The organism is Chryseobacterium sp. UNC8MFCol (assembly GCF_000482305.1).
Lineage (GTDB): Bacteria > Bacteroidota > Bacteroidia > Flavobacteriales > Weeksellaceae > Chryseobacterium > Chryseobacterium indologenes.
The window spans coordinates 46,212-66,050 of sequence record NZ_KI535292.1 but is presented as its reverse complement, the minus strand read 5'-3'; the positions used below and the strand labels follow the sequence as shown (position 1 = coordinate 66,050).

14 protein-coding genes and 1 pseudogene are annotated in these 19,839 nt (G+C 37.7%); 13 read left to right on the top strand and 2 right to left on the bottom strand.

Going from position 1 to position 19,839, the window contains the following annotated elements:
• Positions 1-85 precede the first annotated feature (85 nt).
• Positions 86-2,650, bottom strand: coding sequence for an FtsK/SpoIIIE family DNA translocase (locus M030_RS0120605; RefSeq protein WP_027375126.1), 2,565 nt, complete (start codon positions 2,648-2,650; stop codon positions 86-88).
• 633 nt (positions 2,651-3,283) lie between these two features.
• Here M030_RS0120605 and M030_RS0120600 point away from each other — a divergent pair.
• From M030_RS0120600 to M030_RS25120, 8 genes are all read left to right on the top strand, one after another.
• Positions 3,284-6,244 (top strand): hypothetical protein, encoded by a 2,961-nt coding sequence (locus tag M030_RS0120600; RefSeq protein ID WP_027375125.1) that lies wholly within the window; start codon positions 3,284-3,286, stop codon positions 6,242-6,244.
• Between the two features lie 10 nt (positions 6,245-6,254).
• Positions 6,255-6,755 (top strand): hypothetical protein, encoded by a 501-nt coding sequence (locus tag M030_RS0120595; RefSeq protein ID WP_027375124.1) that lies wholly within the window; start codon positions 6,255-6,257, stop codon positions 6,753-6,755.
• Between the two features lie 140 nt (positions 6,756-6,895).
• Complete coding sequence (locus M030_RS0120590; RefSeq protein WP_081735634.1) at positions 6,896-7,540, top strand: cysteine hydrolase family protein; 645 nt, start codon at positions 6,896-6,898, stop codon at positions 7,538-7,540.
• A 68-nt stretch (positions 7,541-7,608) separates the two neighbouring features.
• The gene (locus tag M030_RS0120585) at positions 7,609-8,181 is read left to right on the top strand and encodes a Crp/Fnr family transcriptional regulator (protein WP_027375122.1); all 573 of its coding nucleotides are present in this window, start codon (positions 7,609-7,611) and stop codon (positions 8,179-8,181) included.
• A 438-nt stretch (positions 8,182-8,619) separates the two neighbouring features.
• Positions 8,620-11,874, top strand: coding sequence for a cytochrome c biogenesis protein CcsA (gene ccsA / locus M030_RS0120580; RefSeq protein WP_027375121.1), 3,255 nt, complete (start codon positions 8,620-8,622; stop codon positions 11,872-11,874).
• Between the two features lie 388 nt (positions 11,875-12,262).
• Positions 12,263-13,129, top strand: coding sequence for an SPFH domain-containing protein (locus M030_RS0120575; protein WP_027375120.1), 867 nt, complete (start codon positions 12,263-12,265; stop codon positions 13,127-13,129).
• Between the two features lie 58 nt (positions 13,130-13,187).
• The gene (locus tag M030_RS24670; RefSeq protein WP_034722922.1) at positions 13,188-13,376 is read left to right on the top strand and encodes a hypothetical protein; all 189 of its coding nucleotides are present in this window, start codon (positions 13,188-13,190) and stop codon (positions 13,374-13,376) included.
• 160 nt (positions 13,377-13,536) lie between these two features.
• The gene (locus M030_RS25120) at positions 13,537-14,925 is read left to right on the top strand and encodes a T9SS type A sorting domain-containing protein (protein WP_052003837.1); all 1,389 of its coding nucleotides are present in this window, start codon (positions 13,537-13,539) and stop codon (positions 14,923-14,925) included.
• A 53-nt stretch (positions 14,926-14,978) separates the two neighbouring features.
• Here the strand turns inward: M030_RS25120 and M030_RS25820 are convergent, their stop codons facing one another.
• A complete protein-coding gene (locus M030_RS25820) occupies positions 14,979-15,128 on the bottom strand; it encodes a histidine kinase (protein WP_027375119.1) in 150 nt (49 codons plus the stop codon).
• Between the two features lie 136 nt (positions 15,129-15,264).
• On the opposite strand from M030_RS25820, the gene M030_RS0120555 reads away from it, so the two are divergent.
• The 5 genes and pseudogenes from M030_RS0120555 (at position 15,265) to M030_RS0120535 (ending at position 19,838) form a co-directional block, all read left to right on the top strand.
• Positions 15,265-16,815 (top strand): aldehyde dehydrogenase family protein, encoded by a 1,551-nt coding sequence (locus tag M030_RS0120555; protein ID WP_027375118.1) that lies wholly within the window; start codon positions 15,265-15,267, stop codon positions 16,813-16,815.
• A 113-nt stretch (positions 16,816-16,928) separates the two neighbouring features.
• Positions 16,929-18,254 (top strand): L-lysine 6-transaminase, encoded by a 1,326-nt coding sequence (lat, locus tag M030_RS0120550; protein WP_027375117.1) that lies wholly within the window; start codon positions 16,929-16,931, stop codon positions 18,252-18,254.
• 62 nt (positions 18,255-18,316) lie between these two features.
• Positions 18,317-18,544 carry a DUF2007 domain-containing protein gene (locus M030_RS0120545; RefSeq protein ID WP_027375116.1) on the top strand — a complete coding sequence of 76 codons (228 nt, stop codon included), beginning with the start codon at positions 18,317-18,319 and terminating at the stop codon, positions 18,542-18,544.
• A gap of 212 nt (positions 18,545-18,756) precedes the next feature.
• Positions 18,757-19,265 (top strand): annotated as a pseudogene (locus M030_RS24660) (GNAT family N-acetyltransferase).
• Positions 19,266-19,382: 117 nt separating this feature from the next.
• Positions 19,383-19,838 carry a transcriptional regulator gene (locus M030_RS0120535; protein WP_027375115.1) on the top strand — a complete coding sequence of 152 codons (456 nt, stop codon included), beginning with the start codon at positions 19,383-19,385 and terminating at the stop codon, positions 19,836-19,838.
• Position 19,839 lies beyond the last annotated feature (1 nt).

The window sequence follows — 19,839 nt, the reverse complement described above, 5'->3', positions numbered from 1 at the left end:
CCTGCTTTTGATTGTTGTTTGAAAATAAACAGGTTAGCAAATCGGATTCGTTTTTTTATTTGAAATCATTTTGAATCAAGACTGATTAATTTCTCAAATCTTCAAGAAACTGTTCCAGAGAATGAAGGTCACTGATCAGTACCTCTCTTGCTTTAGCACCGTTAAAACCTCCGACAATGCCGCTTGCTTCAAGCTGGTCCATAATTCTTCCGGCCCTGTTGTATCCCAGTTTCAGCTGTCTCTGAAGCATAGAAGTAGAACCTTGTTGCGTAGAAACAATAATTCTTGCCGCTTCTTCAAACAATGCATCTTTTTCGTTCGGGTCAAAAGCTCCTACCGAACTGCTGTTTGAATCTTCAGATACATATTCAGGAAGTATAAATGCAGATGAATATCCTTTTTGCTCTCCGATGAATTCTGCAAGTCTCTCAACTTCCGGTGTGTCTACGAAAGCACACTGAAGTCTCAAGATTTCATTACCATTAAAATATAGCATATCTCCTTTACCAATCAGCTGATCCGCTCCCGGAGAATCCAGAATCGTTCTTGAATCTACACTGGATATTACTCTGAAGGCCGCCCTTGCAGGGAAATTGGCTTTGATCATACCTGTAATTACATTTACCGAAGGTCTCTGTGTAGCTACGATAAGGTGGATACCTACGGCTCTTGCAAGCTGAGCTAATCTGGCGATTGGCAGTTCAACCTCTTTTCCAGCGGTCATGATCAGATCGGCAAACTCATCCACTACCAAAACGATGTATGGTAAGAAACGATGGCCGTTTTCCGGGTTTAATTTTCTTTCTGCAAATTTTTTGTTGTATTCTTTTAAGTTTTTACAGAAGGCATTTTTAAGAAGATCATATCTGGTATCCATCTCAATACACAAAGAGTTCAGGGTATTGATCACCTTGTTGGTATCTGTGATGATAGCTTCTTCCGCGTCAGGAAGCTTGGCCAGATAATGTCTTTCAATTTTTGAATATAATGAAAGTTCCACCTTTTTAGGGTCAACCATTACGAACTTCAGTTCACTGGGATGTTTTTTATAAAGAAGAGAGGTAAGAATGGCATTAATACCTACCGACTTACCTTGTCCTGTTGCCCCTGCCATAAGAAGGTGAGGCATTTTTGAAAGATCCGCCATGAAAATTTCATTAGAAATCGTTTTCCCGAAAACTACCGGAAGATCCATGTCCGTATTCTGGAATTTGTGAGAAGCAATTACAGAACGCATAGAAACCATGGTAGGGTTTTTTCTGGGAACTTCAATACCGATTGTTCCTTTACCCGGCATAGGTGCAATAATCCTGATACCTAAGGCAGAAAGATTCAACGCAATATCATCCTGTAACTTTTTAATTGCTGCTACTCTGATTCCGGCTTCAGGAACAATTTCATATAATGTTACTGTGGGCCCGATCGTCGCTTTAATTTCTGCTATACCAACGTTGAAGTTTTTAAGGAGTCCTACGATTTTATTTTTGTTTTCTTCAAGTTCTTCTTTATTGATAGAAATTTCTTCATTTCCATAATCTTTCAGCAGGTCCACAGGAGGCATCTGGAAATTGACAAGGTCCAGTTTGTGATCATAAAGGCCATGCTTTTCTACCAATTCCTGAGATTTTTTGTCAGAATCATCCAAAACATCAATCACCGGAGCAACTTCTACATTGAACTTAATGTTTTCCTGGCCCGGGATGGTTCCTGCAATCGAAGGAGATGGAGCTGAAGGCCTGATGTCAAAAGCATCTTCAGGACTTGAAACCGGAACAACAGGTTTTGTCGAAAGATTCAGACTCACGGGCTGAGGAATGTCCTTAGGTTCATCTTCAAAAGAAGTATGGTTAGGAGTGCTGATTGTTTCTATATTCGTAGAAACCGGAACCTCAGGGAATCCCTTCGGAACACTTACCGGTTCCTGCTCTTTCATTTTATTATTTGGAATATCCTGTGCAACTTCGCTTACAGTAATATGGGAAAGTTCTTCTTGAGCTTCCTCTTTCAATTCTTCATCTGCCTCAAAATCTTCTGAAGAATCCGGCATCATAGATTTTACTTTTCCGATCGTATTCTCGTTAATTTTACTCAGTTTTGCTTTTACAGAACTTGGACGCAGATTAAATTCCAGAATGAAATACAGCAAAATACTTGAGACCAATACAGTCCATAAACCTACACTTCCTATGATAGAATTGAGGTAATCCATGATCTGATATCCGTATACTCCTCCTAACACGCCCTGTCCTTTGGTCAATGCTCCCATAAAAATAGGAAGCCAGCAGATAAAAAACAAAGAATGCCCAATGGTTTTCCAAGGCTTGAATATTTTCTTTTTAAGGATTAATGTTCCTACTACAAGGAATAAAAAGGCAATAATAAAGGAGGCGATCCCTATACTTTCAAAAATGAAAATATTCCCGAACCAGTCTCCGGCTTTACCAAAAATGTTGGAAGATTTTATCGTTTTATCAAGCATGGTACCAGCCTGGCTTTGGTCTGCCTTCCAATTCATCAGATAAGAAATGAATGATAGGGCCAGGACGATTGAGAAAAGTATAAAACTTAGCCCGAAAAATATACGGGGCTTAGATAAAATTTTGCCTGATTCCGGCGTTTCAGTCTGTTTTTTTTGTGTCTTTTTGTCCATAATATCAATGTCGCAAATTTAATGTTTTTTCAATACTAAAAGAATCTTTTTTTCTTCAAAAAACATTTTGCAATTCCCCTTTTTACTGCGGTTGTTTAAGTTTGATGAAAAGAATATTTTCAAGTGTTAATTTGAATAAAATAAGGTAATTTTTTTTGTTTTTCCAAATCCGAACCTGTTAAATTGTATGAATGGGTATCCTTTTTCGCGTTACAGGGGCTGAGTGAGGGGAATAAAATTCTATTTAAAGCTTATGATATTTATAAAAAATAATAATTTATGGTAAAAAAGTTAATATTTTAAAACACTTCACTGTTTTTTCTTGTTGCATGTAGAGTTTTTTCATAAATTTAATGAAATATATTAATAAATTTATATAAATTATTGTAATTTCATTAAAAAAATATATTATACATTTGCGGTAAATATCAAAAAGATAAAGTTTATTCTTTAGCATTGTTTCTGTATTTCACCAGAAATTATAAGTCACAATGCCAGCTGTCCTACAACTGCCCTGATTAATGGCTTTATTTTTTTATTATTTTCCATATTCCACCTATTCCCAATGAATTAGTACATTTTTAAAGATTTACTAATTTTTTTAATTAAATACAAACCTTAAAAGATACATGAATGAAAAAGCAGTTATTCTTTGTGTTCTCGTTAGGTAGCTGTACGCTATGGGCACAATCTCCGGGTGGTGTCTCCGGTAATCTCCAGATTTGGGTAAAAGCGGACGCAGGAACGGGCACAACAACAGATAATACACAAGTTTCCATCTGGGAAAACCAAAAAGTCGGTGGAGTTAACGGGATAGCCAATCAGGGGATGCCAGGATACTATGGCGATCCGGGTATTGGGGCAAGACCCGTTTACCGTTCGGCCACGTCGATCCCCAGTTTTAATTTTAATCCGGCAATTCAGATTGTCAGTACAGACGGATATCGATCAGGATATAAATTCCCTTTAGGATTTCCGGATAATACAACGAATGCACTTACCTCGTATACCCATCTTTCAAGAACGACATCGGCCTCGTACAGATCTGTATTTGTCATGAATGGGACAACAAGAAATTCCAATCCGGGTACCATCGCGGGTGTATGGCAGTCTCCGTTTTTCGGAACTCAAAACAACCGACCTGAATTTTACAATGAAAAAGAATCGGGGGATGTTTTTTTTGGAACCAATACCATTAATACGGTAGGAACTAATATGCCGAGTATACAATCTTATTATAATAGTTTATCGGGTGCAAACATGAACTATTTTTTTGATAATAATGGTTTAACGTACGGACAGCCTTCGAATAATGTTTCCTCTACAAGTAATTATCCTGGTCTTGTTCTCCTCATGGACAATGACGGAGGTAATGGAAGCACTTCGTTAGCAGGAGACAGAATAGGGGAATTTATTTTGTATTCCGGAACCCAGACACCGGCGGAAAGACAAAGAGTAAATTCTTACCTGGCCTATAAATATGGAATAACTTTAGATCAAAGTACTCCACAAAGTTATATCGCATCTGATGCAACGACCGCAATGTGGAATCACACGAGCACTAATGCTTCTACGTATAATAAAAATATTGCAGGAATTGGTAGAGATAACGGATCTGCTCTGAATCAGAAGCAGTCTAATTCGGTCAATGAAGACGTATCCCAAGTTGTGATTTCGGCAGGAAATTTTGTAGCTTCCAATGCAGACAACACCAGCAATTTGGCAGATATGCAATTTTTGAGCTGGGGAGATAACGGATTGAGAAGAAGTTATAATGCTCCGGTTGTTCCTCCTAACGGAAGCAGGGCTAATTACCGCATGGCTGCAGTATGGAAAGCTCAGCGTACTTCAGGATTTACACAACCTGTGACGGTAGCGCTACCGGCTGTTCCCGTAAATACAATTTATATGGTAAGGTCTACTGATACGGTTTTTGACGGATCAGATACATGGGTTCCTATGTCTGTGACGACAGTGAATGGGGAAAGCTATGTGCAGACACCTGCCAACATAGATTTTTCTGATTCCGGTGGTGATTATTTTACTTTTGCAACCTTTGTGATTGGTCCCGGAGGTGTAGATAGCGGACTACGAATGTGGCTAAGAGCTGATAAGAATTTTTCCCCGTCTATTTGGGAAGACCAGTCTATTGCCGGAAATGATTATACACAGACCAACGCAACAAGACAACCAAGCCTGGTGCCGGCAGATATAAAACATAACTATAATCCGTCGGTTGATTTTGGAGATGCTACGGCTGCGGGAGCAAAATTTATGTCTATTCCCAATGGTCAGCCATATACCGCCAATGGCATGGACTCTTCTTTCTTTATGATGATTAATCCGAGAAGTTTCGGGCCAAGTACTTATAATGAGTATTTCGGTTTTGGAGGAACTACCACAACGGCCACGCTTACCGAGGCTAACTGGCCTTCATATACAAATAACGGAAATAACGGAAGCATGCAGGTTTATCCATATGGAGTCTCTACCATGAACAGGATAAAGGATAAAACCCAACTGCCGGATTATTCTTACACCATCGGAGGTTCTATAACTTACGGTTTAGATGGACAAAACCAAAATGTGAGTGCCGTAGTTGCTGCCACAAACAGCAGAACGGCAAGTGGTGCTATTTTAGGAAGTCAGCCAAGCTATTTCCCTAACGCAGATATCGGAGAAGCAATCGGATATGAAAGAGAGCTGCCCGCCATAGAAAAACAAAGAGTCCGTTCTTATCTTGCGGTAAAATATGGGGTGACTTTACAGCAACCTCAAAATTATATTGCTTCCAATCAGTCTGTCACCTGGGACTCTTCTTTAAATACAGGTTTTAATAATAATGTATTTGGAATGGCAAAAGACGATGCTACTATTTTGGATCAGGTCGTTTCAAGCAGTATCAATTCCGAAAATAATATTATTCTTACCATATCCACAAGTAATGATTTTGTTTCGTCCAATATAGATCCGGGTAGAGTTACCTTTCTTCGGGATAATACGTTCTTGATGATGGGCGATAATAATAACCAAACTCTTTCACTTCTGAATTACGGAACTGCCCCGGGAAAAATCATTCAAAGGTCCTGGTTGGCGCAAAGAAAAAATAATACAGCCGCTACGTGGCTTCAGGCTGATCTTTCCGGATATACAGGTATTGTTGCCACCGATAAAGCCTATATGGTAATTGCTGATGATGCGGCATTTTCACAAAATGTGCAGCTTGTTCCTGCAACCGGTTTCACAGGAGGAAAGGCCGTGTTCAGATATTCATTTCCAAGTAATAAGTATTTTACCTTCGGGATCAATCTGCAGACCTATTGTACAAAAGATCCTGCGGCCGGCACTCCGGATGCTTATACTAAAATAGGGATTTCGGGCTATACCAATATACAAAACGGCTGGCCGGGAGCTGTTCCGAACGGATTTATGGCTTTGGAATCAAAAGATAAAGGAATGGTCATTACGAGAACAACATCGGCAAACATAGCTTTACCGGTTGAGGGAATGCTGATTTACGATACATTCGATAAATGTTTTAAATTATACAATGGCACAGCTTGGAATTGCATCACAAGATCTTGTAACGACTAAAAAACAAAAAATGAAAAAAATAATTGTCATAATAACATTGTTTCATATGGGAGCGTTATCAGCACAAATTGCTATCGAAAAAAACCAGGTAGACGGCGATGGCCTTTTGGATTTTGCTCCTAATACGACAAAAGGTATTTTACTGCCAATTGTTGAAACCCTTCCTGCCAATGCAGTCGGAGGTACACTTTTAATGGATAAGAATGATCAGACATTGAAAATGAACGTGGAAGCTGCCTGGGTCCCTTTGAGTGATGCCGGTTCGGTTGCCGGTGCAGTTTTTAATACTAATAATGAGATAGCAGGACAAAACAGGATTATCGTGGGCTCCGACACCACCACAGCACCGGGAGTACTGGTTATGGAATCATCAAATAAAGCGCTTATTCTGCCTAAAGTGGCAACTCCTCATCTCAATGTCAAAAACCCTTATCCCGGGATGATATGTTATGATACCGTCAGTAAAACGATGGCAGTATTCGATGGGCTGAAGTGGAGCTACTGGAAATAGATCACTTATACTTATACATAATTTAATTACAAGGCTGTCTCAATTTTAAGGCAGCTTTTTTTTGCTGAAAAACGTTTTTTGAACTAGTTCAAAGGCCGGCAAGTTAAGTGTTTATAATTTTGAACCATAAAATATGGTCAATGAAAAAATTATTCAGAGGTATGCTGGCTTTTAGCCTGATTGTAATTTCAATACTACCAATTAAAGGACAACAAAAAAGAAAAATGGAAAACACCGCATTATTAATTATCGACATTCAAAATGATTACTTTCCCGGAGGAAAGATGGAACTGAAAGGAGCAGAACAGGCTGGCAGGAATGCAAAACAGATCCTTGGATTTTTTAGAAAAAACAATCTTCCTGTTATTCATATTATGCATGTTTCAACCAATGAAGGAGCCACTTTCTTCCTTCCCGAAACCTCAGGGGCAGAAATCAATATTCTTGTTTCGCCACAGAGAGATGAGAAAATTATTACAAAACATTTTCCGAACAGCTTCAGGGAAACCGACCTGCTGCAATATCTTCATTCAAAAAACATTCAAAAGCTGGTAATTACCGGTATGATGACGGATGTCTGTGTAGAATCTACGACAAGGGCTGCTTTTGACTTTGGTTTTAGTACTGCCGTTATCGGAGATGCTACCGCAACAAGAGACCGGGAGTTAGGTGGTGAAATTGTGCCGGCAGATGATGTACAAAGATCATTTTTAGCAGGAATATCAGCTTTGGGGAATCTGTATGCTGAAATTGTTAATACAGAAGATTTTTTGACAGGTAAGTAATCTTAAATCTCGTTTCATAGATAAAGGTATCATGAATAATGGTATCTTTATTTTATTTTAAAAAATATATGTCCGATTTGCTTTATCAAAATATCAGTAGGTATATTGACCTTTCCCAAGAAGAGTTCAGCCAATTTGCGGAACCTTTTCAACTCAAACATTATAAAAAGAAAGAGATTGTCCTGAAAGAAGGTGAGTACTGTTATTTTGAAGGCTTTGTTTTGAATGGCTGCTTTAAAATTTATTATCTGAATGAAAACGGCTTTGAACAGACGTTATATTTTGCAGTACAAGGCTGGTGGATTACGGATCTTGACAGTCTCATCAATCATGTGCCGACTATATTGAATATTGAAGCCGTTGAAGATAGTGAGGCCTTGATGATTTCAAAAAAAGATAAGGCTATTTTATACGAAACCATGCCGCAGACAGAAAAACTTTTCAGGATAATGAATCAGCAATCGTCTGTCGCGTTACAGAGAAGGATTCTTTCATTAACAGGTAAAACGGCCGATAAAAGATACGTGGAGTTTTTAGAAAAATATCCGGGACTTGAGCAAAGGCTGACTCAGCAGCAGGTTGCTTCTTATCTGGGAATTACCCATGAGTTTTTGAGCAAAATAAGGAAAAAACTTCTTTAAACAATAAGGGGTTATCACTGTGCCTGAAATTTTTATTGAAATGATTAAATCGTAAATGCCAATTCGTTTATTTGGAATAAGGTCGAATAAGACAAAAGTGATATACTTTTTAATCCCAAAAAAATGGTAATTGTGATCAAATTATTTTTTAAATTTTCATCTTGTTTACAATATGTATTGATGTGTTTTTTTAACTTATTTGTTATGAGTTGTTTGCCATTAGGTTAAATCTGTGGTATAGAATAATTCAATTGCTGATATAGTCACAATGAATCCGTATTCTTTCGGATATTGAAATTGAATTTTCCTTAATGTTTTTCATGTTATTAAGAACCGTTCAAAATAAGCCAAACCGGCTCCAAAATGACAAAAAACAGCTTTTTTTAAGCTCTTTATCCTTTATCATCCTTATTTTTGCATGTCAAGTACAATTAAATCATGAAGAAGCTCCAAGATATTCTTATCTCAACCAGAACAATGGCTGTATTGTTGCTGGTGTACGCATTTGCGATGGCTTATGCAACGTTCTTAGAAAACGACTACGGAACTCCTACAGCAAAAGCATTAATCTATGAGGCCAAATGGTTCGAACTGATCATGGTCCTGCTAATCCTTAATTTCATAGGAAATATCGGAAGATACAGACTGTGGAAAAGAGAGAAATGGCCGGTTCTGGTTTTTCACCTTGCCTTTGTATTCATTTTTATCGGAGGTGCCATTACCAGATACATCAGTTTTGAAGGACAAATGCACATCAGAGAAGGAGAAACCTCCAACGAAATCGTAACGGATAAAAACTTTTTTAAAATCCAGATCGAAGAAAAAGGGGATGTTTTGAATTATAAAGATGTACCATATCTGATGTCTCCGTTACACAAAGATTTCCAGGCCACATACGATTTTCATGGAAAAGAAGTAAAAGTGGTCGCTAAGGAATACATCCAAAGAAAAAAAGACAGTTTAGTAGCTGAACCAAACGGCGCAGAATATCTTCACCTTGTTTCTACGGGAAGTACAGGTAGACAGAATATCTACATCAAACCGGGAGAGACAAAATCGATCAACGGAACATTAGTGACCTTCAACAGAGCTATTGAAGGCGCTGTGGAATTCAAAAACGAAGGTGGGAAATTATTCATCAAAACTCCTGTTGATGCAAGTTATATGACGATGGCAACTCAGGCTACGGGAAATACGGTGAAAAATGAATTTCAGCCTCTGGCATTGAGAAGCTTATATACCATCAATGAACTGAAACTTGTAGTTCCGGAAGGTCTTAAAAAAGGAAGGCTGATGGCGATTGAAGGAGACAGAAAGAAGGATGTAAATGTTCCGGATATGCTTCAGATTGAGCTGCAAGGCCCAAAAACAAAACAATTGGTTGACCTTTCTGTAGAGAGAGGAAACCCAAATGCCTATAAGCAAGTTACCATGGATGGCTTAAACATTATGGTAGGTTTCGGGCCTAAAGTATACAATACTCCTTTTGCCCTGAAATTGGATGACTTCGTTATGGAAACTTATCCGGGAAGTTCATCACCGAGTGCTTACGAAAGTCACGTTAAAATTATTGACGAAGGAAAAGAAACTCCTTATAAAATCTATATGAATCATGTTCTTAATCACAAAGGATACCGTTTCTTCCAGTCCAGTTTTGATCCGGACAGAATGGGAACCGTACTTTCTGTAAACCACGATTACTGGGGAACACTGATCTCTTACATCGGATATGCACTGTTATTTTTAGGAATGTTTGTGATCTTCTTCTGGAAAGGAACTCACTTCTGGAAACTGAACAAAATGCTGGTTGATGCTAATAAAAAGAAGGCAGCAATCGTATTATTAATGTTTCTGAGTTTAGGACTGAATGCACAAAAAATCGAAACCCACGGAACAACCGACGGAAGCAGGGAACATGTACACGTAGAAGGTGAAGATCATATGCATGCTCAGCCGCTGGACGGGGCATCTCCAAAGCAGAATTCATTAGCGACCCCAATGGGTAAAATGAGAACGATTTCTCCTGATGAAATAATTGCAAGAAACAAAATCAGCAAAGATCACGCGGATAAATTCGGATATCTTCTGGTTCAGAATTTTGAAGGAAGAATCGTTCCGATCAACACGGAAGCATTAGATATTTTAAGAAAATTATACAAAAAAGACGAGTTTAAAGGAACAGACGGGAAGTCTCTTACCGCTAATCAGTGGTTCCTTTCTATCAATACCGATACTCCGAGCTGGACGATGGTTCCTATCATCAAAGTAGGAACGAAAGGTGGAGATGAGCTGAAAAATAAAACAAAAGCAGATGAGGAAGGATATACTTCATTGATGAACCTTTTCCCTGCAGATGCAAACGGTAACCTCACTTATATTTTGGAACACGACTACAATACGGCGTTCCGTAAAAAACCGTCCGAGCAGACCAATTATGATAAAGAAGTTATTGCCGTAAACGAAAGAGTACAGATCTTTAACGAGTTTTTCAGCGGACAATTCATGAGAATCGTTCCTGTGAAGAATGATGCGAATCATACCTGGCATTCATGGCTGGATCAGAAATTTGAACCGGATATGGAATCCCAACAGGTAATGGGACCGTATTTTGCAGAAGCACTGACAGCGCAAAAAACCGGAAACTGGAGCAAAGCTGATGCAGAATTGGTAAAGCTTTCAGATTATCAGCAAAAGTGGGGGAAAGCAGTTGTTCCTGCAAAATCTAAAGTTGATCTTGAAGTATTCATGAATAAAGTGAATATCAACTTCAAATTATTGATTTTCTATACCATCATCGGTGGACTTCTTTTAATCTTAGGTTTTGTGGAATTATTCAAATCCAGCAAGATTTTAAATAAATCTATTAAGGTGATCATTGTCATAGGAATAGTAGGATATGTATTCCACTTCCTTGGTCTTGTGGCAAGATGGTATATTTCAGGTCATGCACCTTGGAGTAACGGATATGAAGCAATTATCTTTATTTCCTGGGTAGGGATCACAGCCGGATTAATTCTTTACAGAAACGCCAATGCATTGATTCCTGCAGCAGGATTTATGGTAGCGGTCATTATGATGGGATTTGCACACGGAGGCTCAGCGCTTGATCCGCAGATTACACCACTGGTGCCGGTATTGAAATCTTACTGGTTAATTGTTCACGTAGCCATTATCACTTCAAGTTACGGTTTCTTTGCCCTGTCGATGATCATAGCAGTAATCTCTTTGGTATTCTATATCATTTCAAACAAAGAAACCTATAAAATTCATCATGATACCACATTGAAAGAATTGGTTATTGTTTCCGAAATGTCACTCACCATTGGTCTTTTTGCTCTTACCGTTGGAAACTTCTTAGGAGGGATCTGGGCCAATGAATCATGGGGGAGATACTGGAGCTGGGACCCGAAAGAAACATGGGCTTTCATCTCGATTATGGTGTATGCTTTTGTACTGCACATGAGATTAGTGCCGGGATTGAGAAGCAGATGGGCGTTCCATGTAGCGACGATGTTTGCTTTCTGCTCTATGGTAATGACATATTTCGGAGTAAACTATTATCTGAGCGGACTTCACTCATACGCAGCAGGAGATCCCGTTCCGGTACCGGCTTGGGTATACATCGGAATCGCAACAATGATTGCCTTATCAGCAGTTTCTTATTTCAAGTTTAAAGCTTTAACAAAGAAATAATAATCTTTTAAACATATCACTCAAAATCCCGGAAATCAATTCCGGGATTTTTTTGTGTCTATTGAAATGAAAAGATATTTTTTTTCATATTGAGAATAGTGAGAATTCACTAAAATTAGAATGAGTTTTAACACTATGCTCGCAAGGTTGATTATACTAGCTTTTCATTTTCCGTTCGCAATGGCACTGCGTTCAGCAAAGTATGGGGTTCTTAGCTGAGTGAAACGCCTCAGTCATCTTTTTAACTGTAATTTATAAATTCTTTGCGAACATTGCGTTTATATCTTTTAGCCTTAATTCTGTTTTTCATCAAAAAATCCAAAATTATCATTCAGAATTCCAAAATTACTGCTATCTTTATGATATCAAAATAATATCAAATTTAATCATGGAAAAAACATTAAAACCCATGTCAGGCTATCTTACCTTAGTAATCTGCCTGGCTTTATTTGCAGCTTCGGTTTACTTTTTTATTTCCGGAGTAGATCAGAGTATTGCTTACGTTGTTATAGCAATGTTGTGTTTCTTATTATCATGCTTTTTCTTAAAAGGTCTGATGATCATTCAGCCTAACCATTCAAGAGTATTAAACTTCTTTGGAAAATATGTAGGTTCGGTAAAGGAAAACGGGCTGTTTTTTATCAATCCTTTATATTCTTCACAGAAGATTTCGTTACGTTCAGAAAACCTGCAGGGACAAACATTGAAGGTGAATGATAAAATGGGAAACCCTATTGAGATTGCGGTAGTCATTGTTTGGAAAGTGGGTGATACCTACAAAGCAGCCTTTGATGTTGAGCGCTATTCGGATTTTGTAAAAATGCAAAGTGAAGCGGCAGTAAGACACCTGGCCATGAGTTTTCCGTATGACAATTTAGAAGATGATCATGCTCCCATTACTTTGAGAGAAGGCGGAGATAAGATCAATTCTATTTTGGAACAGGAGCTTACAGACCGTCTTTCAAAAGCAGGAATTGTTATTCAGGAAGCAAGAATTTCACACTTGGCTTATGCCTCTGAAATTGCCGGGGCTATGCTTCAAAGACAGCAGGCAACGGCCATTGTAGCAGCCAGAACAAAGATTGTGGAAGGTGCTGTGGGAATGGTGGATCTGGCTTTGAAAAAATTGTCAGAAGATAATATCGTAGAGCTTGATGACGAAAGAAAAGCCGCGATGGTAAGCAATTTAATGGTTGTTCTTTGTGGTGAAAAAGCAGCCACTCCTATATTAAATGCAGGTACTTTGTACAATTAAAAGAAATAGTTTTCAGGGTATGATAAAATAAGCCCGGAAAAATCCAAAAAATAACAAAATGAAATCAGAAAAAGCTCAGAATAGTTCGGAAAACAAAGGCAAAAAATCTTTTGTGATCAGAATAGATGAGTCTACTTACAAACTCCTTGAAAAATGGGCTAACGATGAATTCAGGAGTGTGAACGGGCAGATTGAATATTTGCTGCATCAGAGTCTGGTCAATTCAGGGAGAAAGAAAAACGAATAAATCATGACGAACTTGTTTTAACAAATAATCCGTCTCAATTTTTATTTGAGACGGATTATTGTTATCTTAAAAATAGCTCAAAAAGCCTTTTCGTACATACATATTTTAAATGTTTGAAGATTTTCAATTTTTAACATTTATCTTTGCAAAAAAATATATTTTGAAAAAAACACTAATAACCTTAACTGCCATTCTTGGGCAGTTATATTCATCACAATGCTTTAAAGAATTTAGTCCTTCAAAAATAGGTAGATACACAGCAGGCATAAAATCTGATGGTACACTTTGGACATGGGGAGAAAACAGTGATGGAGGACTGGGAAATAATACACCAAATTCATCTTATTTCCCGAAACAGATTTCTTCAGATACCTGGAAGAGTTTCTCTCTGGGAAGATATCATACATTAGCCATTAAATCTGACGGTACACTCTGGGCGTGGGGATTAAATAATTACGGACAGGTTGGTGACGGAACAAATACAAAGAAGCTTGCTCCTGTACAAATTGGAACAGGCACTAACTGGATTTTTGTAATGGCCAGTGAATACTCTTCTTTTGCTATTAATGAAAACGGTGAGCTTTGGGCCTGGGGAAATAATGCCAATTATACTTTGGGATTAGGTGATGGTGCAGACAGAAAAGTTCCTAACAGATTAGGTACAGATACAGATTGGAAAAAACTTTCAGGAGGCGGAAGTCATGTAATTGCACTTAAAAACAATGGAAGTATCTGGGGTTGGGGATCCAATTCAGCAGGGCAGGTAGGTACTGGGAACACGTTTGTGAAAATTCCAAAGCAGATTGGTACAGACACCAACTGGAGAGACATATCGGTAGGATATATAAGTTCTTATGGTATAAAAAACGATAACACCATTTGGGCATGGGGTGATAATTATGGCGGACAAATAGGAAATGGCGGATGGGGCGCTCAGATATATGCCCCTATTCAGGTAGGAACCGACAATAATTGGAAATCTGTAAAAGCGGGCTCCTATCAGGTGGTAGCTTTGAAATATGACAACACCTTATGGGGATGGGGTTCAAACGGATTGTCACAATTAGGTGGGTATCACGGAACTCCCAGTTATAAAACTCCGGTGAGGATTGGTCTGGATTCTGACTGGAAAAATATTTATCCGGGATATGCTGCGACCTACGCTGAAAAAAATGATAATACCATGTGGGTAACAGGAGATCAGTGTTGCGGAGAGTTTGGAAGTAACTTCTCAAGCGGTAAGCATTATCCTCTGGCAATCGTTTCCGGCTACTGTGCAGACTCTGTACTTGGTACAGCAGATTTGCCTAAGAAAGAGAATGCAATAAGCTTTTATCCCAATCCTGTAAGAGATGTACTTACCATTTCTTTAGATTCAACCATTGAAAAAGTCGAAGTATTTGAAATGAGCGGTAAAAAGATTAGAGATTATATTGATGTGAATAATTTCCATTTAAAAGTTAATTTTTCGGAAATACTTCCTGGTACTTATATGGTGAAAATTAAAACCAGAAATGAAGAGAAGACGGTAAAAATCATCAAAGAATAGCAGCAATTAAATTTGCAGACAAAAAGAAAAGCAGAGAAAATTTCTCTGCTTTTTTATTTGATACAACTTTGAAGCGTGTCTGCTCCAAAGTAGAATATTACGAGCCAAACCAAACCTTTAATGGTAAAGAAAGCCAATCCTGCCCATCCTACACGCTTGAACCATTTTTTAAGCTTTGAGTTATTTTCTTGTGAATTTTCCATTGGTGAATATCAAAAAGATTACCCTACAAAGATAAGCATGTTTATAATTAGTCCAAATAAAAAACGACTTAAAAAATTAAAGTTTTGAGGTTCGCATAATATTTTTATCTTTAGAGAGAACGAAAAGTAAGATTTTATGTCAAAAAAAGTAAAGGATTTCGGAATCGAAACATCACTCAAGAACCTAGGGATTAAAGCTGAAAACAAAGGGACTTCCACAGGCGGAAAATATTTCGCTTCTGGAAAGACTATTGAAAGCATTTCTCCCGTAGATGGGAAATTGATTGCTAAAGTAAAGACTTCCGGAGAAAGTGATTATGACAAAGTAATTGAAACGGCCCAAAAGGCATTTCAGGAATTCAGGTTGATCCCGGCTCCCAAAAGAGGAGAGATCGTAAGACAACTGGGTCTAAAATTAAGAGAATATAAAGATGATCTGGGTAAACTTGTTTCATACGAAATGGGTAAATCATTGCAGGAAGGACTAGGAGAAGTACAGGAAATGATCGATATCTGTGACTTTGCAGTAGGACTTTCCAGACAGCTTCAGGGATACACGATGCATTCCGAAAGACCTGGTCACAGAATGTATGAGCAATACCATCCGCTTGGGGTCGTAGGAATCATTACCGCTTTCAACTTCCCGGTTGCCGTATGGTCCTGGAATACAGCATTAGCATGGATCTGTGGTAACGTTACCATCTGGAAACCATCAGAAAAAACTCCGCTTTGTGCCATTGCATGTCAGAATATTATGAATGAAGTTTTAAAAGAAAACAATCTTTCGGAAGGAATTTCAAGCGTATTGGTAGCAGATCACGAAATCGGACAAAAACTGGTTGATGATAAGAGAGTGGCATTAGTATCCTTCACAGGTTCTACCAGAGTAGGAAGAATGGTATCTTCTAAAGTGGCAGAAAGATTCGGAAAATCAATCCTTGAATTAGGAGGAAATAACGCGATTATCATTACCAAAGAAGCTGACATCGATATGTCGATCATCGGAGCTGTTTTCGGAGCGGTAGGAACTGCCGGGCAGAGATGTACATCTACAAGAAGGCTGATCATCCATGAAAGTGTGTACAATGAAGTGAAAACCAGATTAGCAAAAGCATACGGTCAGCTGAAAATCGGAAATCCACTGGATGAAAAGAACCATGTAGGACCATTGATCGATACTGACGCTGTGAATCAATACGAAGAAGCGATCAAAAAATGTAAAAAAGAAGGTGGAAAATTCGTTGTTGAAGGAGGTGTTTTAAGCGGAAAAGATTACGAGTCCGGCTGCTATGTGAAACCATGTGTAGCGGAAGTGAAAAACTCTTATGAAATCGTACAACACGAAACTTTTGCGCCGATCTTATATTTGATTAAATACAAAACACTGGAAGAGGCTATTGCGATTCAGAACGATGTGCCTCAAGGATTATCTTCAGCAATTATGACCCAAAACCTTAGAGAAGCAGAATTATTCCTTTCTCATGCAGGTTCAGATTGTGGGATTGCCAACGTAAATATCGGTACTTCGGGTGCAGAGATCGGTGGTGCTTTCGGTGGTGAAAAAGAAACCGGAGGCGGAAGAGAATCCGGATCCGATGCATGGAAGTATTACATGAGAAGACAAACTAATACTATAAATTATACAGCCCAACTTCCTTTGGCACAAGGTATTAAATTTGACTTATAAAAGCTTTACTTAAAGCACTTTAAAAACAAAAAACAAAAATTAATAACCGAATGATGAAGCGATTCATCAGGATCATTTCATCATTCACTTATTAAATCACACATCAATTTATTATGGAACAGACATTAGATATAAAAGCAAATAAAGTAAAAGAAACAGTAGGAAGACACGTGCTGGCTGACGGCTTCGATTTTGTGATGGATATTGAAAAATCACACGGATCATGGCTTTACGACAAACAGACAGACAGAGAATATCTGGATATGTTCTCCATGTTTGCTTCAGCTTCCGTTGGATACAATCACCCTTATCTTGTAGAAAGATCAGAATGGTTGGGAAAAATGGCAGTCAATAAACCGACCTTAGCTGACGTATACTCAGAAGAATATGCGCACTTTTTGGAAGTATTCGAAAGAGTGGTTATTCCTGAAGAATTACAATATGCTTTCTTTATCGAAGGCGGAACTCTGGGAGTGGAGAATGCTATGAAAGCATGCTTCGACTGGAAGACCCGCAAAAATTTTGAAAAAGGACTTCAGACGGAAGCTGGAATCTGTATTCATTTCAAACAGGCTTTCCATGGAAGAAGTGGCTATACATTAAGCTTAACCAATACTTCTGACCCAAGAAAGTACCAATATTTTCCTATGTTCAACTGGCCAAGAATCTTAAATCCCAAATTGAAATTCCCTATTACGGAAGATAATCTGGAAGAAACGATCAAAAATGAAAACCTGGCCCTGGTACAGATTGAAGAAGCTATTCTGATGAACCCTGATAAAGTGGCTTGTATCATCATTGAACCTATCCAGGCAGAAGGAGGAGACAACCATTTCAGAGACGAATTCCTATTGGGATTAAGAAGGATCTGTGATGACAACGAAATCTTACTTATTTTCGACGAAGTTCAGACCGGTATCGGTATCACAGGAAAGATGTGGGCATTCCAGCACTTTACTGCAAAACCGGACATCATTTCCTTCGGTAAAAAAGCACAGGTTTGTGGTGTATTGGCTAACAAAGAAAAATTTGACCAGATTCCCAATAATGTTTTCAGAGAAAGCTCAAGGATCAATTCTACATTCGGAGGAAACTTTATCGATATGCTTCGTTTCCAGCTGGTAATGGAAGTGATTGAAAAAGAAAACCTTGTGGAGAATGCCCGGGTAGTAGGTGACTTTCTTTTGGAAAGCCTGAAAGCTCTTGCTGAAAAATATCCTGAAAAAATTTCTAATGCCAGAGGAAGAGGATTGATGTGTGCTGTAGATTTACCATCCGCTGCACAAAGAAATCATTTGATGAATGAATTATTCAATGATGGATTAATCATTTTACCTTGTGGTGATCAGTCTTTACGCTTCAGACCACATCTGAATGTAACCAAAGAGGAAATCCAGTTGGCATTGGATAAAATTGAAAATAACATTAATAAAATTTAAAACCAAACATTTGTAATTATCCAAAAAACATTGTATATTTAGATACTCAAACAATATAGGATATGGAAAGAAGCACGAGAGTATCAGTTTTTGAAAGTGATAAACCTTCAGAGATTCAGTTGGTTAAATCTAAATTGGATGATGCACAAATTACAAACTCAGTTGAAAATAGTTATCTTACATTCACCACGACGCCAACGGCCACTTCGCTGAAGCTCATGGTAGATCTTGATGATGAAAAGAAAGCATTTGAGATTATCGATGCCTATCTTCAACAAAATGAAAATTAATAAAACAATTTCATAATTTTAAATTTTACTACTTCGAACCGAAAATTAATTTTAATTAATTTTCGGTTTTTTAATTGATAAAAATAATCGTTAAACTATTATAGATTAAATAATTATATGATTTAATAAATTCTCAATGGAAAAGTTTAAGTTTATATTAATAATTTTTGCTTTAACCTTTGAGTTTTTTTTAATCTAAAATCCAATAAACAATGAATTCAGAAATTAAACTAAGAAAAGCGGAAATTGAGGACAGAGATATTATTTGGGGAATTCTTCAGCAGTCTATCGAAAGAAGAAAACAGGATGGGAGCACGCAATGGCAGAACGGATATCCGAACCTTGGGACTGTAGAAAGTGATATTGCCAAAGGATTTGGCTATGTACTGTAGATGGAGAAATTGGCGTATATGCTGCTTTAATTTTAAACGATGAACCTGCCTATAGTAAGATAGAAGGAGCATGGTTAAGTAATGGGGAGTTCGTTGTGGTTCACAGAGTTGCAGTAGAGGGAAAATTTGCAGGACAGGGAATGGTAAAAAAATTATTTGATCATATTGAAGATTTTACAAAATCTCACGGAATTCAAAGTGTAAAAGTAGATACCAATCACGACAATATTGCCATGCTGAAAATTCTTGAAGGAAAAGGATATTCCTATTGTGGAGAAGTCCTTTTGAGGGACGGAATGAGGAAAGCTTTTGAAAAGATTATAATTTAAGCAGAAAGTTAAATTGATTTCCATTGAATTTTTAGAACAGCGTGTATTTATAAACTCTATCATGTTTGTTCGTTTAGTTCTGAACTAATTTTTACTTTTGTTCAAAATTTTTATATTATGCACCAAAGTATAGAAGTTGATGATAAAATTTTTCAGGATGCTGTAAAATTCTATGGCACGGTGTTTAGCCTACCTCCTTTAGCTTCAAAGATCTATTCCTACCTTCTTTTTGACTATGAGAAAGTAGGAATTACTTTTGACGAATTTGTTGAAGTGCTCGCCGCGAGCAAAAGTTCTGTTTCTACAAGCATTTCGTTACTGTTAAAGGCCCAGCTTATTGTGGATCACAACAAGATGGATGAACGGAAGCGCTATTTTTTTATCAATGACGAATACAAGAAGATCCGATTTGAAAAAATTGTCCAGAAGATGAAGGACGAGTTAAAACTATTAGATGATTTAAACAATTTTAAAAAAAATAACGACGATGGATACAATGAAAGAATAGATAATTACAAAGCACTCTTAAATAAAAACATACAAAATATTCAGGAATCTCTTAATAAACTATAAA